The organism is Lactobacillus taiwanensis (assembly GCF_017894345.1).
Classification (GTDB): domain Bacteria; phylum Bacillota; class Bacilli; order Lactobacillales; family Lactobacillaceae; genus Lactobacillus; species Lactobacillus taiwanensis.
Genome location: NZ_CP059276.1, coordinates 1,040,090 through 1,058,869 on the forward strand (window position 1 = coordinate 1,040,090; position 18,780 = coordinate 1,058,869).

The window sequence follows — 18,780 nt, forward strand, 5'->3', positions numbered from 1 at the left end:
AATAAGTAAATAAAAATGGATAGGTTTCTTTTCACCTATCCATTTTTTAATATGGTTTAGTTAGCTAATTTAATTCTTTCATCGGCAACTTGTTCAATAAAATACTGATCATGGTCAATTAAAAGCATTGCTGGTTTTACTTCTTGTAGTAAATTAATCAATTGATCTTGATTAAAGACATCTAAATAGTTTGCTGGTTCATCCCATAAATACAAATCTGCCGGCTCAAGTAGTGATTTTGCCAAAGCGATTCTTTTCTGTTGTCCCATACTCATCGCTTCAATTGGCACATTAAAGTTAGTACGAGGAAAGCCCATCTTCTTCAAAATATTAAGCAAATCCTCATAAGACAATTTTTGATGAAACGCAAAATTCTTTAAACTCCCTTGATATATTGTGAAATCTTGCGGTAAATACGAAATTCTTAATCCATTAGCTAGCTGATATTTTCCGCTACTGTTTATTAGGGCTTTATTCAATAAAAATTTTAAAAAAGTAGATTTTCCAGAGCCATTTTTACCTTCAAGTGCAACAATGCCATGATTTTTCACTATCAAATTCAAATTAGAAAATAGGTGTTTATTCCCTACTTTCAGACCTAAACCTCTAGTTTCAAGAAGAGTGGAATGATAATTAGATTGAAAGTTCATCGTTAATTTTGGTATATCTTCAATATTAACCATTAATCCTTCTTTTTCTTCAATCTTTTTATCCATTCTATTTCTACTTGTAATAGATTTCTTCATCATTTTAGCTGCTGCATGTCCAACCGCCGCTTTATTTATTCTAGCTCTACGGTTAAGAATATATTGTGTTTTTTGTCCCAAATTTTTTCTAGCTTCTATTTTTTGTGCCCAATGATAAAATTGTTCTTTCTGATTATGTAAAGTTTTAATTTCGCCAGCTAGTTTTTCATTTTTTTCACGATTGAATTCATCACGTCCTTCTTTGATTTGTTCATATGTTGCATAATTCCCTTGATATAAATGAATTTCAGTATTTTCGATTGCTAGTACATGATCAGTTACTTGATTTAAAAAATTACGATCATGACTTACAACAATATATCCTCTATGATGCTTAGTTAAATATTTACAGATTGCCTGACGACTTTCTTTATCTAAATGATTTGTAGGTTCATCAATGAGAGGAAAAGAATTTTGATCAATAAATGATAAAGCTAATAAAATTTTAGTTTGTTCTCCACCGCTTAAAGTATTGAATGGCTGCCAGATTAAATTTGAGTCAACGTGCATTAAATTTAGCTCACGCTCTAGTTTCCATTGTTCAAACATAATTTGATCTTGTAATTCATATAAAGTGATATTAGCTGGATTCTTAATCCTAATTGGATAATAAGAAAAATTCAATTTAGTTTGAATTTCACCTCTTCCAACTAATTTTCCCTGTAAAAGATTAAGAAAAGTCGTTTTTCCTCGTCCATTTCTACCTACTAGTCCTAGCTTCCAAGAGCTATCTAAGTCTAAATTTAAATTATTAAAAATATTGTTGCTGCTATCTTCATATCTAAATGATACATTCAAAATTTTAATACTACTCATTTAAATCACCTCGAAAAAAGAGCCTGCACTTCTGACAAGTACAGACTCTTCATGTCTTTACGTATTAAAAGAAGATCATGTCCGTCTAATAATCTTGTCAAAAGTGCACAGTTCATCCCTTTAATAAAAAACGAATAATTTCAACTATGCTTAGATTTGCAAGATTAAAGACGCAACAGCGACCCTTCTTTCTAAAGGTGAATTTCAATTGATAAAATTAAGATATCATGAAATATGATCAAAATCAATCACAAATAGTTAATTTATATCTCAATAAGTTCATCTATTATCCAACTATTCCTTGATAATTTTTATAATCCTATAAATACCTCCAATCAACAACAGGCTTCCGCCGATGATCAAGAAACTAGTCCAATATACATCTAATCTCTGATGATATACATTCACCAGGATTAAAAATATGAGTAAAACCAACATTCCAACTATAGATCTTATTTGTTTTTTCTTATCTGGAAGCAAATTCAACCCTCCATTCTTTATCAAAACGTAATATACAGTATAAATAAAATTCTATGAAACATTAACCAATACTTCATAGAGTTTAGTATATTAGTATTATTTTTTATATTACATAAATATACAAATTCGGTTTGATATTATACCAATCTAGAAATTTTAATCCAAATCAGTCCTTTATTCCTTCAATCAAACGTACATCACTTATTCCACAAAAACTTAATGAGAGCTCTATCAACTTGCGAATTTTCATGGAGCTTTGAATGCTGCGCATTTTTACCATTAATCTTCAACACACGATAAGTAGTGTTACCATCCCTAACAAGATACTGCAATGAAAGGGATGACTTATTATCAACCCTACCATCAGTACTGTTGCCAATATCACCAATGATGTTCAGCACTTTCACATGCTTTTTAGCATAAATACTCCTAACTTCAGTCATTTGTTTATAAGTTGAATTCATTTTATTTGGCTTACCATTACTATTCACCTTCATCCCTTTTGGCTGCTTAATTGAATTAGGAATTCCATCAAAATCTAAGCCAGCAAAATGACCAGCAATATCAACTTGCTTTTGAATTTGAGGCATATTCTTCTTATTTCCATTCTGAAGCATGTAATAAATGATTGAAATATTACCTAATGAATGACCCACCATATTGATTTTCTTAATTCCATACTTCTTTTGAAGTGCCTTCACTACATTAGTCGCATAATCTCCATGTTTATTAAAATCAAGTTGACGATTATTTTCATAGTTTACTTCACAGATTGGATTTTTAGCATTTTTAGGCCAAGTGCCAACTAAAGTAACTTTCCCAGTTTTTGAAACTTCTGCTCGAATAACCGACTTAGTTACGCCAGCTTTCTTGGCGGCATCAACCATATGCTCTTCAGCATGGTAAGATGAACCTCCACCATGAAAAAACAATGTCGGCGTTGAGGTAATTTGCACCTTTTTACTACTAGTATTATCTTGGCTTGAACATCCTGCCAAAATTAAAAGGATGCTGGCCATCAATAAAATAAATAAATTTTTCTTCTTCATTTTTCTACTTTTTCACAATTGCAATCGTTGCCTTAGCAACTGGATCTGATACCATCAAATCAATTGGATATTGACCATGATATTTATTATTAAAAGCATCGGTAATATCTTGAATCAAATCTGCATTATTAACTGGTTGATATTCAACTTCAAATTTTCGACCATTAATTTCTACTTGGCCACCATTTTTAGTGCCTGCTTGATACCACTTAGTATCCTTAATTCCTTTAGCACCACGAATAAAAACTTGCTTATCTACAACTACTTCCCAAACTGGATTATCTTCCGCAAAACTTGATTGGTCATCGTTATAAGGACGATTCTGCAAGGTTTGCGCATTCTTAAAAGCTGCTATTTCTTCATCAGTCCATTGTGCCATTAATATCATCTTTAATCACTAACTTTAATATAGGATTTAATTACTTTTCTATCTGCCATATCTTGGTAGGCTTCATTAATTTGATCTAAAGAATAAGTCTTAGTAAATACTTTACCGGGATTAATTTTGCCATCTAAGACTGCCTTAAGTAATACTTCTTTATCATAAGTTGTAACTGATGCAGGTCCACCAGCAACACTCATATTCTTAAAGAAAATTAAACCTGGATTTAATTCTGCTCCGTGTGGTAACCCAACACGACCAACCAATGAGCCAGGTCGACCTACTTGAATAGCTTCTTCATTTGATAACTTACTACCAACACATTCTAATATTGCATCAGCTCCGCCATGTGTAATAGCAAGCAAGTTTTGAATTCCTTCTTCATCACGCTGCACTACATTATCTGTAGCTCCAAATTCACGAGCCAATGCTTCACGGTCAGGGTGACGACTAGTTGAAACAATTTGTTTTGCTCCACGCAACTTAGCCGCAATAATTGCTGATAAACCTACAGCACCATCGCCTAAGACGATTACGGAATCACCTGGTTGAACATTAGCAACTCGAGCCGCATGATAACCTGTTGCCATTACATCTGCTAATGCTAAAAACGACTTAAGCATCCCTTCACTGTAGTCTTCGGGCTTACCAGGAACCTTAACTAATGACCATTGTGCATGTTGGAAACGCACATATTCAGCTTGATAACCACTGGAGAAATTGTCACCCAAGTCATGATTCATACATACACCGTCAAAGCCAGCTAAACATGCTCGGCAGTGTCCACATCCATGAGTAAATGGTGCAATTACAAAATCGCCTTTTTTAACAGTAGTAATATCTTTGCCCACTTCTTCAATCACACCGATGATTTCATGACCAGCATTTTCATGGCCTTGTTCTTCTAAACCACGATATGCCCATAAGTCAGAACCACAAACACAGGTACGAAGGACCTTGATGATTACATCGTCATCCTTTTCAATCTTTGGCATTGACTTATCAACAACTTTCATTTCGCCAGCCTTAACAAATTCTGCATATTTCATAAATAGATCTCCTTATTTAATACTCCTACCTAATTCATAAGCCTTTTGAGCAAACTTTTCTAATTTTTGATCGTTCCATGAATCATCCGCATAAATTTCGTCAATTATTTGCCCGCGCATATCATCACTTAACTTATGTATATGTAATTTCACAGCATCCGTATCTTCTTGCGTACCATACCCAGCCATCATAAAGACCATCTTTTTATCTTTAAGTTCATGATTATAATCATAAAACCGATCAATAACTGCCTTAAGTTGGGCATTAAGACCAAAATAATAAAGGGATGAAACTAAAACAACAATATCAGCTTCTAGCAGCTTAGGAATTACTTCTTTTTCTACTATGTCATTATCTGGAATGCCAACTTCCATACCTGGTGCGTGTTCTAACTGCAAAAAATGAGGTGCACTTTCGCCTTGCAAACCCGCATCATAGCGATAAACTTTATTTTCAGTTTCTCTTATTCCTTTTTCAAATTTATCAGCTAATTTATTAGAAGCACCATTAAAGTTCGGACTTCCAGTTAAAATTACTACTTTCGTCATAAAGCCTCCTTCTTTTATATTCAATTTTCATAATTAATTATAGTTAGTCGTCTAATACTTGAAAAATCACAGTTTTTAATGCTAGTATAAATTGAATTTATCGTAATGAGGTACATATAGATGATCGAAAATTACTTATTAGAAGAACTAGTAACCTTCGCAAAGTACGGAACGGTTGCCAAGACAGCAGAAGTTCTTGGATTAACTCAACCAGCCGTTACTCATTCTATGAAAAAGCTTGAGGAAGATTTGGGCGTTATTTTATTCATTAGAAAGCCAAACAGACTCTACTTAAGTGAGACCGGCAAATACACAGCACGTGAAGCAAAAAAGTTAATCGACGATAATCTTGATTTTACTAAACGGGTCAAGCAATTTGAAAAAGACCAAACTACGTTAATTGTCGGTGTCAATGCACCTGGTCCTGGTATTGTTTTACGATCTTTACATGATAAAAATATTCAAATTATAGGTGAGTTAGTTGAATCAAATTTTGAAAATTTATTAGCTGAGCACCAAGTGACCTGTCTTTTGCTTAACTTTCTATTAACGATCGGGATATTGGTTCAACTTACTTAGGGACAGAATCCATGTCTGTTAACTTGCCAGCTAATTGTAATCTCAATCAACATGAGCAACTGTCATTTAAGATGCTCAAGGGGAAGACAATCTTAAGTCCATCGCCAATTGGATTTTGGTCTAAAATTTATCAAGAGAAAATTCCAGATAGCAAAATTATTTTTCAAAATGAATCAAGTGAATACAGTGAGATTCTTCAATACTCTATTTTGCCTTTCTTTACAACAAACTTGACGAGTTTAGATTCTAAGTGGGGACATAATTTGCCTGATAACCGTAGCGTGCGTCCCTTAAAAGACGAAGTAGCACATCAGAAATTCTACGCTTGTTACTTAAAACACACTAAGGATCGAGTTCAACCTTTAATTGAAAAGTTGCAAGACCAGTGGAGTAAATACGATCAAAAGTAAACCTCTAATCAAACAGATCACTCTATAATAATTTCTTTTAGATACATCTTTAAAGTAAAAGCTAGTGCATCAATTAACATACACTAGCTTTTTGTATATTCAACATTCAACTTTTAAACCGATTAATTTTTAAAATTTACCGATAATTGCAATAGTAAGATATTCTCATGTTTATCAAATATAATTTTTCTTGAAAGGAGCTAAAAAGATGAAATTTAAATTGCTAATTAATCCTGACAAAGAGGAAATAATTCAAGCACAAGTACATCAAAAAAGCATTTTTACTGATAATTTAGAAAAGTTTGTTTTAACTAATGGTAATTCAAATTCAATCATTGCCTATGAGGACAAGGACTTGATTATCTTACAACTAGAAGATATTATCATGATCACAATACTTAATAATAAAATCACCGCAATTTGCGTAAATAATAAAAAATATCATCTTCGTAAACGTATTTATCAATTAACAAATATCTTACCAAAGAACTTTTGGAGAATTAACAAATCTTCTATCGTTAATCAAATCTATATTGATCGCTTCGAAGAAACGAAGACAGCTGGTGTAAATATTATCATGAAAAATGGACTCACTGATTATGTTTCTAGACGTTGCTTTAGCAAAATAAGAAAGAGGCTGTATTAAAATGAAAAAATTTATCTTAAATTTTATCAAAAGAGGTCTAATTGCTGCCGGCTTTGGACCATTGATTTTAACTATTTTCTATTACGGATATTACTTAGCGATTCATTATAATCCAACTTCCACTTTAGAAGTTAATAAAAATATTCTCTCTAGTTTGCTGTTAGCTTTTATTGCTGGAGGGATTAGCGCAATCTTTAAAGTAGAAAAATTATCGCTTGGTATCGCCACTTTAATCAATGCAATCGTAATTTACTTAGATTACCTTTTCTTCTACTTATTTAATAACTGGGTCGAAATGAGTTTTACGCCATTAATTATTTTTACAATTTGTTATATATTTGGTTACATCATCATTTGGTTATGTATTTATCATCAAGTCAAGATCCAAATTCAAAAACTAAATCAGAAGTTATAGGAATAGTTGGCCCTAATTTAGGAGCACTATTCATAAAACAATTTAATTACTAATAACTTAATTTTAAGTAAAAAGCTGAATAGTAGCTCATCATCCCTACTATCCAGCTTTTATTTATTTAAAAGAATAACTTACTCATAATAATCATGAAGATCATCAAGCAAGTAGAACTAATTGCAGCAGCCCCAAAGACGGTACCACCACGTTTGAAGATAACACTGAAGTTAACGGAAATACCTAAAGCGGCCATTGCCATCCCCAAAAATACATATGCTGCTTGAACCAAGCCATCTAAAACTACTGGTGGGAATGGTAAGAAAGTACCTAAAATACTGGTTAAAATAAATCCGCCTAAGAACCAAGGAATTGGTAATTTCTTAGGTGCTTGTGTATGATCTTGCGCACTTTCTTTTACCAGTCTTCTTTGGTACCAGTATCCAATTATTAAAGCTACTGGTGCTAAAAGTAAAACACGTGATAATTTCATAATTAATGCACTATCTAAACTTGCTTCACCAAAAGCACTGCCGGCTGCGATAGCATGAGCAATTTCATGAAGAGATCCGCCAGCAACAATACCAAATTGTGAATCTGTTAACCCTAGCATTGGTTTAATCACAATTTCTAAGAGTGTAAATACTGTTCCCATCACACACACTACGGCAACAGCAAGGACCTCGTTTTCTCTTTTACGTTCTTCATCTCTACTCTCAATTTGAGGGGAAACGCCCATTACAGCAGCTGCTCCGCAAATTCCACAGCCACAAGCTGATAACACAGCTAATTCATCTTCCGCCCCAAATTTTTTACTAAGCCAGTAGGTCAAAATAATCGTTCCACTTACCCCTAGCATTGCAACTAAAATTGTTTTAATACCAGCATCAGCTAACTTAGTAAGATTAAGTCTAAAACCCAGTAAAATAATTCCTAATCTCAAAAACTTATTAGAAATAAAACCAATCCCTGGGGCTGCTTCTTCTCTTACCCCAACCGGTAAAACCTGCAGTGAAATTCCTAATAAAAGGGCCATTACCAACGCACCAATCAAGTTAACATAGGGTAATTTTGCTAGAAAAATACCTGCCACGGAACAAATTAAAGTCATTACAGCTGCAAGACCAAATGATTTACTCTTAACAATACTTATCAATAAAAAATACCTCCAGTTTAATTACTTACTCCTACCCAGGAAAATTTACAGAATAAGCAATCATATAGTGTTTTAAAGTGATTCTTTCTCGAAAGCAAAATTATTATGATACTATAATATCCAATCCAATAATTAAAGTAAAATAATATGCTCACAAAATCACAAATATTTTTATTGATATAAAAAGGATGATAGCTTAAATTGTACTTTCATCCTTTAATTTTGTGATATTATTCATAAAATCTTTCAAATCAATTACAGTCTCAAATGTTAAGAAAAACAATAAAGCTTTAATCCAAGAGCGACTAAGTAAAAAGAAAAAGCAAATTGCTAATGCGATAAGCCCTATTCCCACAAACAAAGCTAAGGCAGCTAACTTTGCTCCAAATAAATTAACGACTTCCTTAAAACTACTTGGCTCATTTTTAACTAATAAAGATAGGTCATGATATTGTTTACTAGTTCTTACTCGAAATGATAAAAAAGTAAATACGGTTCCGATAATAATTAAACTGGCTCCAAGTAATTGAAATAATAGGCTCATTGGAGGCTGCCTAAACATTAAAATACCTCCAAGAATTAGCAAGATGTCCGCAAGCAAATTGTAACGTAAACGTTTATTTTCTAATTTAGTAAAAATTAATTCATTCGAATCCATACTTCATATCCTTTAATATTCTTCTTTCTACCAGTATACTGGTTAAACTAAAAATGACCAAGAGCAATTTTAGCTCTTGGTCATCTAGGTCAATTAACGTCCTTTATGAACTGTATCATTTTCAACTGGAATTGGCTGGGCTTTAAGCCCAACTGCACCATACAGCATACCGATTAAACCGGCTATTATTAATAATTGGGACATAGTCAGGACTCCTCTCTTGGAATCTTCCCCCAGTACCTATCTTACAGGCTTAAGTCTACTTTTCAAAACAAAAAGACTTGTGTTGCAGGTGTCAAAGAAAGCCAAATCCAATAAAAAGTCATCATAATTACTGCTAAATAAGACATCATAGTTAAAAAGTTCTCAAAGCAACCTCCAACTTTATAATGAATTGGTGACTTTCGTTTTTTCTTATAGAATGGCGCTAGCCACTCTACTCCTTGCTTACTGAAACTATCTTCAACTAAATGCAAAAAATAGCCAATTACCAGCCCAAACCAAAGTGCACTCCAATAATTCTGAGAAGTTAGATTGTTGATATGAATAGGAATAAATCTATTCATTAAATAATATAGACCACCAGAAAAAATGACCCAGCCGAGGAAAGAATGAGTAATTCCTCGATGTTTAAGAAAAAGACTAAAATTGATCACTGATTTCTTGCTTGCAGAACTGTTATATTCATCAATATCAGGTAAAGAAGCGCCAATGGCAGTCGCAGCCAGAATAATAATGTTGTTAACTGGATCGATCAATAGACGATTAGTTAATAATAAGCTTAGTTCCACGATTGCAATACTACAAATTCTATGTGACCTAGTCAGCACTTCTTTTCACCCTCTCTAGAACATATATTCTATTTTAACAAAATTCCCACCAGAATGGGAACTTGTATACGCCAAGGTATAAAAAAACTCTAGTTTTGCACTAGAGTTTTCAAATAATATGCTTTTATAGCTTTACATAATTATTCTACTTTTAATTGATAGCTTCTTTTAATATCTTGGTCAATTCTTCTATTCGCTGATCTTCTGGTTTAGCAATAAAAGCATATTCTTCAGTGCATTGTTTTCCCTCTCTCAATAAGAATAACTTTTGTACTTGATCATCATCAATGTGGGCTGCTGTTTTTTCATTCATAATTAAGTAGCCCGATCCAGATTCAACCATTAAAACTGCCTCTCCTAAAGTTTCAACTGCAAGTAAATCACTATCAACTTGAAGAACACTTTTTAAATAATGGTATTCGCTTTTTTCTTCCTCTACTCCCGCTACCATAATGCAAGGTAAATTCTTTAAATCACTCATTTCAACAGTTTGTTGATATTTATTAAAATTACCCGCTTGCACTAGGGCTACTAGAGACACCTCATCAACCGGATAAGTAGCTAGTTGCCGGTAGATAGTCTGTCTTGAATTAACTAATACTGCATCTAGCTCATTATTTTGAATCTTCTTTTCAAGCTCATCATATGAGACAGACTCTAAAATTACTTTTTCATTTTTATGTAAAGCTCGCCATCTACTTGCTCCTTTTTCAAGCTCATGTCTGCCTAAATTTTTTAAATATCCAATCTTCATTTTCTCACCTGCATACAAAATAAGACTTTGATCTTTCAACCAAAGTCTTATTTATCTTAATTACTTAGCTTTGTCATGAAACGCAATAGTAAAACCATTCTCCCAAACTTCTTTTGGAGCGATATGACTCATTCCACGCTTATGTTCCAATTGACCATCACTATCTAAAGTATCTGCAATACCCCACCATGGTTCAACACAAATATAATTACCTGACTTAGGATATTGTGACCATAAACCAACAAATGGTGCATTCTCCATCTTAACATTGATGTGGTAATCACTCTTATCAGTTCTAATCGAAATCTTATTAGGTTGCTTTAATTCAAAGACCCACGCATCATCTTTAAACAATTCATCACTAATTTCAAACATTGAATCAGTTGCAAGTAATGACCGATTATCCCAGTCAAGGTATGGTGCTTTTAGTGGGATCTTAACATGATCCATTGAAGGATCAAACTTAAAGTAATAATCGTTCTTAGTCAAGCCATTATCAGTTGGCAAGTTGAAACCTGGATGACCCCCAATACCAAAAATCATTTCCTTAGTATCAGTATTGGTGACAGTAAAGTGCTCTGAAAGCAAGTTATTAATTAGGGTGTAAGTTACTCTTAATTCAAAATCAAATGGATACATTTTTTTAGTATCTTCATTAGAAGTTAGAAGAAAAACAATGTGCTTATCATCTTGTTCTTCAACAGTAAATTGCGCATCCCGAGCAAAACCATGTTGTCCCATATGGTAAATTTTACCATCATAAGTATATTGATCGTCTTTTAAACGTCCAACTACTGGGAACAAAACCGGAGCATGCCGTCCCCAAATTTCGGGATCCGCCTGCCACATGTATTCTCGACCACTGTTTACATCTTTAACACTTTGGATTTCAGCACCCTTATCAGAAAGCGTTACTGTTAAAAAATTATTTTTTAATTGATAATCCATAATTTAATTTCTCTTTATCTACTAAAATTACAAAATAAACTTTGTTAAGTCTTTATTAACAATTATATCACTCAATTTTTGGTCAACATACTTTTGAGTAATTGTAATTTCGCCCATATTCATGTCTGGACCTTCGTAAAGAACATCTTCAAGTAATTTTTCTAAAATAGTTGCTAAACGACGGGCACCAATGTTATCAGTTCCCTGATTTACTTCAAAAGCTATTTGAGCAATTCGGTCAATTGCTTCTTGAGTAAAGACTAATTTAATACCATCAGCTTTAAGCAATGCGATGTATTGCTTCAAAAGTGAGTTTTGAGGATCTTTTAAGATCTTAACGAAGTCTTCTTGGGTCAAGGCATTTAATTCAACACGAATTGGGAAACGTCCCTGCAATTCTGGAATTAAATCGCTTGGCTTACTTTCGGCAAAAGCACCAGCTGCAATAAATAGGATGTGGTCAGTAGATACCGGACCATATTTAGTTGAAACAGTTGACCCTTCAACAATTGGCAAGATGTCTCTTTGGACACCTTCACGAGATACTTCACCAGAAGTCTTTTTGTTACCGGCAGTAATTTTATCAATTTCGTCGATAAAGATAATTCCGTTTTGTTGGGTACGTTCAATTGCTCGTTGGTAGAGAGAATCATAGTTAATTAACTTCTTTGATTCTTCTTGAATTAAAACTTCACGTGCATCTGAAACCTTCAAAGTACGCTTAACTGTCTTCTTAGGCATTAAGTCTCCCATTAAGCTAGACATATCGATTCCCATTTGTCCCATCATGTCGCCCATTGGGTTAACTTTTGGAGCTTGTTCAACTTCAATCGTAACTTCACGATTTTCAAGCAAGCCTTTGTTAAGTTGATCAGCTACGCTAAGACGTTCATTGCGAATATCATCAGTTACTTCTTCATTATCTTGTGGTTGATTCGTATTGAAGTTACCAGAAAGCATTTGCATCATTTGTTGCATTGAGTTTTCACGATTTTCACGCTTAATGCCTGGTACAATCAATTTAACTAAACGATTATTTGCCTTCTTAGTTGCTTGAAGCTTAACACGTTCGAATTGATCTTTTTCTTCCATGCGAACAGCTTCTTCAACTAAGTCACGAACCATTGATTCAACATCACGTCCAACATAACCAACTTCAGTAAACTTAGTTGCTTCAACTTTAACAAAAGGTGCATCAACAATTTTAGCAAGTCGACGAGCAATTTCTGTCTTACCTACACCAGTAGGACCAGCCATCAACATGTTTTTTGGCGTAATGTCTTGTTGCATTTGCTTAGGTAGTTGCAAACGACGGTAGCGATTATATAAAGCTACGGCAACAGATTTTTTAGCTTCGTTTTGGCCAATAATATATTTATCAAGTAATTCTACAATTTGTTTTGGAGTTTTTTCTTCAGTCAAAATATTTCACCTAGATTTCATCAGTAGTAATGTGGTCATCTGTAAATACATCAATTCCAGAAGCAATCTTAACTGCTTCTTTTGCAATTTCACTTGCACTCATACCTTCACTGTGACGAGTCATTGCAATTGCAGCTGCTTGAGCAAAGTTACCACCCGAACCAATTGCTACCACATCTTCGTCGGGTTCAAGAACTTCACCATTACCAGAAATTAAAAGCAAATCCTTATCATTAAAAGCAATAACCATAGCTTGTAATTTAGCTAAAGTTGGATCTTTTCTCCAACTTTGTGCCATTTCAACAGCTGCCCTACGTAAATCACCTGAATAAGTCTCAAGCTTTCCTTCAAGCATATCTTGCAAGCTAACAGCATCAGCTACACCACCTGCAAAACCAATTACTACTTGATCATGATAAATTCTTCTAATTTTTTTAGCAGTTGCCTTAGCAATAACTTTTTCACCTAAGGTAACTTGTCCGTCACCTGCAATAGCAGTTTTATTGTTATATCTAACAGAACAAATTGTTGTCATATTATTATGCCTCGTCTTTCTTATCTTTTCTCGGGAAAAATTTTTGATAATCTGCTTGTAAATGTTTCATCGTGACATGCGTATAAATCTGCGTTGTCGACAAAGATTCATGTCCTAACAATTCCTGGACACTTCGTAAATCTGCACCATTATTTAACATTTCAGTTGCAAAGGAGTGTCTAAGCATATGGGGATGAACTTTCCCACCTACTCCAGCCTTAATGAACACTTGCTGCATGATGTATTCAATCCCGCGACCACTTAATTTCTGACCACGATTATTTAAAAATACATAACCGCAATCGTCATTTTGGCCAAGTAGCACAGGTCGAACATCATCGCGATACTCTTTTAGTGCATTCGCTGCATCTTTTCCAAAAGGAACATAGCGATCTTTATTACCTTTCCCATGAACTAAGATAATCTTTAAATCAAAATCAATCTGATCTAGCTTTAAAGATGCCATCTCACTTAAACGCATCCCAGTTGCGTAAAAAAGCTCAAACATTGCGCGATTTCTTACTGTGAGCTGATCGTGGCCAGTCAAGCTTTCAAAGACTTGCCTCATTTCTTTTTCGTAGAAGAATTGCGGCAATTTCTTCTCACCCAATCTTAAGCTAATTGTCTGCATAGGATCATTTTCTAAAATTTCTCTTTTAACAAGGAAACGATAAAAGGATCTTAAGCTCGACATCTTACGCGCCTGGGTTGTTCTAGATCTATTTTGAGCAGCTAAACTTTGTAGAAAAATTTCAACATCACGGCTTTTGACTTTATCCCAGCCGTTAAAGCCTCCATTTTCTTTAAAAAAGTCTTTAGCTTCTTTTAGATCATTTAAGTAAGAGCTTACAGTATTTTTACTATAATTACGTTCATAGTTCAAGTAATCTTGAAATTGTTTGATTAATTTATCATTTTCTTTAGACATTATTAATCAAGCTTCTTTTCTTCTTTAAATGCCTCAAGATCTTTTAGTGCCCGCTTAGAAATTTCTAAGTGTCTTTCTTGCTTGTTTCTTACCTTGTAGTCTAATTTTGGCAAGAGTGCATATGAAGCATTCATTGGTTGGAAGTGCTTAGCACTAGTTGTAGTAATGTAATGTGCCATTGAGCCAAGAGCAGTTGATTTAGGAAAGACTAGCGTTTCTTCTCCTAAAGCTTCTCTAGCCGCATTAATTCCGGCAACTAAACCAGAACCTGCACTTTCAACATAACCTTCTACCCCTGTCATTTGTCCTGCAAAAAATAGACCAGCTTGTTTTCTAGCTTCATAGTTTGCATTTAAAACTTCTGGACTAGCAATATAAGTATTGCGGTGCATCTTACCATAGCGAACAAATTTTGCATTTTCAAGACCTGGAATCATTGAAAATACTCTTTTTTGTTCACCATATTTTAAATGAGTCTGGAAACCAACAATGTTGTACATTGTACTTGCTGCATTATCTTGACGCAATTGCACAACCGCATAAGGAGTTTTTCCAGTCTTAGGATCTTCTAAGCCAACTGGTTTAAGCGGACCAAAGAGCATAGTTTTTTCTCCTCTTTTAGCCATTACTTCAATTGGCATACAACCTTCAAAGACATTTTTATCTTCAAAACCATGTAAAGTTGCCGTTTCTGCGCTAATCAGGTTTTTATAGAAGTTGAAAAATTCTTCCTTGGTCATTGGGCAATTCAAATACGCAGCCTCACCTTTATCATAACGAGACTTTTTATAAACAATATCACGATCAATTGAGCTTGCTGCGACAATTGGAGCTGCCGCATCAAAAAAGTGTAATGAATCAGTACCACAAAATTCTTTGATTTGTTCAGCCAAAGTATCAGATGTTAACGGACCAGTTGCAATGATAGTAATACCATTTTTGGGAATCTCAGTAATTTCTTCTTCGTGAACATGCACATTTGGCAAGTCCTTTAAAGTTTGAGTAACTACTGAGCTAAACTTATCCCTATCTACTGCTAATGCTCCACCGGCAGGAACGGCTGTTTCATCTGCAGCCTTCATAATCAACGAATCAAGCTGACGCATTTCTTCTTTTAACAAACCAACAGCGTTAGAGAGTTGATTAGATCTCATTGAATTAGTACATACTAGTTCTGCAAAATTTGCAGTTTCATGAGCAGGCGTATTTTTCTTAGGTCGCATTTCATATAAATCTACTTCAATGCCACGCTTAGCTAATTGCCATGCAGCTTCACTTCCTGCAAGACCTCCGCCAATTACGGTTACATTCTTTACCATGTAATCTTTCCTTTCTGCTCGACTTTTTTAAGTCTATATAAAAATGATATCATTAAACCGCTTTCGTTTTAATGATATCATTGAAATTTTTAATAATTTAATTTTCTTCTGGCTCTTCACGATAATCGCCATTTGGACATAGAATTACTAGGCCTTTCTTGTTCTTCTTTTGAACTAAGAAATGACCATCGTTTGGACAATTACGCCCAATTGGTTGATCCCATGAAACAAAGTCACAATCTGGATAACGAGAACAACCGTAGAATTTACGATTACGCTTAGACTTCTTTTCAATAACTTCGCCTTTGCCACACTTAGGGCAAGTTACGCCAACCTTTTTAACAATCGGTTTAGTGTTGCGACAATCTGGAAAGCGTGAACAAGCATAAAACTTACCATAGCGTCCCATCTTAATTACCATTGGTGCTCCACAAATGTCGCAGTTAAAGCCTGCTGGTTCATCTTTGATTTGAACCTTTTCAATTTGTTGATCAGCCTTATCTAATTCTTTAGAAAATGGTTTGTAGTATTCATCAACTACTTTGATCCAATTCTTCTTCCCTACTTCAACACCATCAAGATCGTTTTCAAGTTGTGCAGTAAAGTCTACGTTAACGATATCTGGGAAAAATTCTTCGATCAACTTATCAACGATTTCACCTAATTCAGTCGGTACAATAGATCGACCTTCAAGTTTCACGTAATAACGCTTTTGAATAGTATCAATTGTTGGTGCATAAGTTGATGGACGACCTACGCCATTTTCTTCAAGAGCACGAACTAAACTAGCTTCAGTATAACGTGCTGGTGGTTGAGTAAAGTGCTGACGATCATCAGTCTTCTTAAGCTTAACCTTATCACCCTCATTTAACTCAGGTAACTCATTGTTCTTTTCTTTTTGATTGTCGTAAACCTTGGTAAAACCAGCAAACTTAAGTTTTGAACCAGTTGTTCTAAAAGTTACGTCATTTTGCTCAATATCAGCTCTGACTGTATCATAAACAGCTGGCGTCATTTGACTAGCAATAAATCTTGACCAAATTAAAGTATACAGACGATATTCTTCAGTAGTTAAATATTCTTTAACTGAAGCTGGAGTTCTAAAGGCTGAGGTTGGACGAATTGCTTCGTGAGCATCTTGAGCATCCGCATCGTTTTTAAAATGCTGTGGCTTAACTGCTGCATAATTTTCACCATATTCTTCGTGAATAAATTTTGAAGCTTCATGTTTTGCAACATTAGCAATTCGTTTAGAGTCAGTACGCATATAAGTAATTAACCCTACTGAACCTTTACCTAAGTTAACTCCTTCATAAAGAGATTGAGCAATTCTCATTGTTCTACGAGTACGGTAGCCTAAGCGTTTGTTTGCTTCTTGCTGCATAGTTGAAGTAGTAAATGGAGCAGCAGGCTGACGTTTTCTTTCCTTTTTGACTACCTTTGTAACTTCAAAGTTCTTCCGCTTATCAATGCGTTTTAAAACATCCTGAACTGCTTCATTATTTGGCAATTCTTGCTTTTTACCTTTGATACCATAAAAAGCACCCTTAAATTTTTCTTTGCCTTTTTCAAAATCAGCATCAATTGTCCAGTATTCTTCTGGCTTAAAGTTCTTAATTTCGTTTTCACGATCAATTACAAGCTTCAAGGCAATTGACTGAACACGTCCAGCAGACAACCCCTTCTTAACCTTTTGCCACAAAATAGGGCTGATTGAATAACCAACCAAGCGGTCAAGAACACGACGTGCTTGCTGAGCATCAACGATATCCATATCAATTGTTCGTGGATTTTTAAAGGCATTTTTAACAGCGTCTTTAGTAATTTCATTAAAGGCAACTCGGTTATGCTCTTTAGGATCTAAGTTCAAGGCATGCGCAACGTGCCAAGCAATAGCTTCTCCTTCACGATCGGGGTCGGAAGCAAGATAAACGTATTTAGCCTTTTTAGCTTCACTTTTTAATTCTTTAATCGTATCGCCTTTTCCACGAATGGAAATATATTTTGGTTGATAATCATGGTCTACATCAACTCCCATTTGGGACTTGGGTAAATCACGGATATGACCTTTTGAAGCGATAACATGATAATTTCTACCTAAATATTTTTCAATTGTCTTAGCCTTATGAGGAGACTCGACAATAACTAAATTCTTTTTATTTTTTCGTTTAGTAGGCATAAAATGCCCCTTCCTTGCACAATTTCTACCAAATTCTAAAATACCAAAAATTTCACTCTTGTCAACTAAAGTAAGTTTTTAAAATCAGCATTAACTAATGGATAAGCACCCGCTGCAATCAACTCATTAGGCCCTTCAGATAAGGGACTAGAAACAGGGCCAGGAACTGCAAAAATATTTCTATTTTCTTCTAAAGCAATATTTGCAGTAATTAAAGATCCTGATCTCTTCCTCGCTTCAGTGACAATAATATTTTTACTTAAACCCGCTAATATCCGATTGCGTTCAGGAAACCTATAAGGGCGCGGTGGCGTGTCGGGTAGATACTCACTAATTAGTAATCCCTTAGCCACAATTTCTTCTTGAAGCGCCTTATTTTCTTGCGGATAAAAATGGTTAAGGCCATTTCCAACTACGGCAATTGTCTTGCCATGGTTATTTAACGTTTCTCGATGAGCAATTCCATCAACTCCACGCGCTAATCCACTTGCAATCACAAAATCCTGCTCAATTAACTGCGGAATTAATTGCTTTAATACAAAGCGACTATAACTTGTTGGCTGCCTAGCGCCAACAACAACTGTAATTTCTTTTTGCAGCAAGGATAAATCTCCTCGTGTAAAAAGTAGCGTCGGTGGATTATACATCTCGCGAAGTCGATCAGGATAGATTGAATCAAAAATTGTTACAACATTACACTGCAACTCAATTTTCTCAATCCAAGAATTAAACTTATCATTTTTCATCGCAGCAAAAACAAGATTTTGGATATTTGATTTTAATGATAAAGTCTCTATTTTGTCAACTGTTACTTCTTCCTCTGAAGTAAAATTTTCTGCAATTTTCCCTAAAGTGGTAATCCCAATGCCTTGTTGCAATTTTAATCTTAAACAAAATTCTTTTAAATTCATATAAATAAAACCTCCACTATCAAGT

The 18,780-nt window shown here is 34.5% G+C and carries 20 protein-coding genes; 4 read left to right on the forward strand and 16 right to left on the reverse strand.

Translation table 11 applies throughout. The features are described 5' to 3' along the window. Positions 1 to 56 precede the first annotated feature (56 nt). The 5 genes from abc-f to H1A07_RS04980 all read right to left on the reverse strand — a co-directional run bounded on the left by abc-f (position 57) and on the right by H1A07_RS04980 (position 5,071). The gene (abc-f, locus tag H1A07_RS04960) at positions 57 to 1,562 is read right to left on the reverse strand and encodes a ribosomal protection-like ABC-F family protein (protein WP_210144496.1); all 1,506 of its coding nucleotides are present in this window, start codon (positions 1,560 to 1,562) and stop codon (positions 57 to 59) included. 677 nt (positions 1,563 to 2,239) lie between these two features. Then, positions 2,240 to 3,091 (reverse strand): alpha/beta hydrolase, encoded by an 852-nt coding sequence (locus H1A07_RS04965; RefSeq protein ID WP_210144498.1) that lies wholly within the window; start codon positions 3,089 to 3,091, stop codon positions 2,240 to 2,242. Positions 3,092 to 3,095: 4 nt separating this feature from the next. Further along, complete coding sequence (locus H1A07_RS04970) at positions 3,096 to 3,470, reverse strand: DUF2255 family protein (protein WP_210144500.1); 375 nt, start codon at positions 3,468 to 3,470, stop codon at positions 3,096 to 3,098. 11 nt (positions 3,471 to 3,481) lie between these two features. Continuing rightward, the gene (locus H1A07_RS04975) at positions 3,482 to 4,522 is read right to left on the reverse strand and encodes an alcohol dehydrogenase catalytic domain-containing protein (protein ID WP_210144501.1); all 1,041 of its coding nucleotides are present in this window, start codon (positions 4,520 to 4,522) and stop codon (positions 3,482 to 3,484) included. Positions 4,523 to 4,534: 12 nt separating this feature from the next. Further along, entirely contained in the window at positions 4,535 to 5,071 is a 537-nt protein-coding gene (locus H1A07_RS04980) for a flavodoxin family protein (RefSeq protein WP_210144502.1), read from the reverse strand. A gap of 120 nt (positions 5,072 to 5,191) precedes the next feature. On the opposite strand from H1A07_RS04980, the gene H1A07_RS10225 reads away from it, so the two are divergent. The 4 genes from H1A07_RS10225 to H1A07_RS04995 all read left to right on the forward strand — a co-directional run bounded on the left by H1A07_RS10225 (position 5,192) and on the right by H1A07_RS04995 (position 7,121). Further along, positions 5,192 to 5,650 carry a LysR family transcriptional regulator gene (locus H1A07_RS10225; protein ID WP_244974092.1) on the forward strand — a complete coding sequence of 153 codons (459 nt, stop codon included), beginning with the start codon at positions 5,192 to 5,194 and terminating at the stop codon, positions 5,648 to 5,650. 11 nt (positions 5,651 to 5,661) lie between these two features. Then, positions 5,662 to 6,060, forward strand: a complete 399-nt coding sequence (locus tag H1A07_RS10230) for a transcriptional regulator (protein ID WP_244974093.1) — start codon at positions 5,662 to 5,664, stop codon at positions 6,058 to 6,060. Positions 6,061 to 6,268: 208 nt separating this feature from the next. Next, complete coding sequence (locus H1A07_RS04990) at positions 6,269 to 6,706, forward strand: LytTR family DNA-binding domain-containing protein (protein ID WP_210144504.1); 438 nt, start codon at positions 6,269 to 6,271, stop codon at positions 6,704 to 6,706. Position 6,707: 1 nt separating this feature from the next. Continuing rightward, a complete protein-coding gene (locus H1A07_RS04995; RefSeq protein ID WP_094502975.1) occupies positions 6,708 to 7,121 on the forward strand; it encodes a DUF3021 domain-containing protein in 414 nt (137 codons plus the stop codon). A 118-nt stretch (positions 7,122 to 7,239) separates the two neighbouring features. On the opposite strand, the gene H1A07_RS05000 is transcribed toward H1A07_RS04995, so the two are convergent. From H1A07_RS05000 to dprA, 11 genes are all read right to left on the reverse strand, one after another. Beyond that, a complete protein-coding gene (locus H1A07_RS05000; protein ID WP_210144506.1) occupies positions 7,240 to 8,271 on the reverse strand; it encodes a YeiH family protein in 1,032 nt (343 codons plus the stop codon). A 196-nt stretch (positions 8,272 to 8,467) separates the two neighbouring features. Then, entirely contained in the window at positions 8,468 to 8,929 is a 462-nt protein-coding gene (locus tag H1A07_RS05005; protein WP_210144507.1) for a hypothetical protein, read from the reverse strand. Positions 8,930 to 9,195: 266 nt separating this feature from the next. Then, on the reverse strand, positions 9,196 to 9,759 hold the full coding sequence (locus H1A07_RS05010; RefSeq protein WP_094495927.1) for a metal-dependent hydrolase: 564 nt from the start codon (positions 9,757 to 9,759) through the stop codon (positions 9,196 to 9,198). A 151-nt stretch (positions 9,760 to 9,910) separates the two neighbouring features. Further along, on the reverse strand, positions 9,911 to 10,513 hold the full coding sequence (locus H1A07_RS05015; protein WP_210144509.1) for a LysR substrate-binding domain-containing protein: 603 nt from the start codon (positions 10,511 to 10,513) through the stop codon (positions 9,911 to 9,913). Between the two features lie 60 nt (positions 10,514 to 10,573). After that, the gene (locus tag H1A07_RS05020; protein WP_210144511.1) at positions 10,574 to 11,461 is read right to left on the reverse strand and encodes an aldose 1-epimerase family protein; all 888 of its coding nucleotides are present in this window, start codon (positions 11,459 to 11,461) and stop codon (positions 10,574 to 10,576) included. Positions 11,462 to 11,488: 27 nt separating this feature from the next. Continuing rightward, positions 11,489 to 12,883: an ATP-dependent protease ATPase subunit HslU gene (gene hslU / locus H1A07_RS05025; protein ID WP_210144513.1), complete on the reverse strand. Its 1,395-nt coding sequence runs from the start codon at positions 12,881 to 12,883 to the stop codon at positions 11,489 to 11,491. A 10-nt stretch (positions 12,884 to 12,893) separates the two neighbouring features. Beyond that, entirely contained in the window at positions 12,894 to 13,418 is a 525-nt protein-coding gene (gene hslV / locus H1A07_RS05030; RefSeq protein WP_094498384.1) for an ATP-dependent protease subunit HslV, read from the reverse strand. A 4-nt stretch (positions 13,419 to 13,422) separates the two neighbouring features. Beyond that, on the reverse strand, positions 13,423 to 14,346 hold the full coding sequence (xerC, locus tag H1A07_RS05035) for a tyrosine recombinase XerC (protein ID WP_094498385.1): 924 nt from the start codon (positions 14,344 to 14,346) through the stop codon (positions 13,423 to 13,425). Between the two features lie 2 nt (positions 14,347 to 14,348). Continuing rightward, a complete protein-coding gene (gene trmFO, locus H1A07_RS05040; protein WP_210144515.1) occupies positions 14,349 to 15,665 on the reverse strand; it encodes a methylenetetrahydrofolate--tRNA-(uracil(54)-C(5))-methyltransferase (FADH(2)-oxidizing) TrmFO in 1,317 nt (438 codons plus the stop codon). Between the two features lie 97 nt (positions 15,666 to 15,762). Beyond that, positions 15,763 to 17,844: a type I DNA topoisomerase gene (gene topA / locus H1A07_RS05045; RefSeq protein ID WP_057719291.1), complete on the reverse strand. Its 2,082-nt coding sequence runs from the start codon at positions 17,842 to 17,844 to the stop codon at positions 15,763 to 15,765. 65 nt (positions 17,845 to 17,909) lie between these two features. Next, positions 17,910 to 18,755, reverse strand: coding sequence for a DNA-processing protein DprA (dprA, locus tag H1A07_RS05050; protein ID WP_210144516.1), 846 nt, complete (start codon positions 18,753 to 18,755; stop codon positions 17,910 to 17,912). Positions 18,756 to 18,780: the final 25 nt, after the last annotated feature.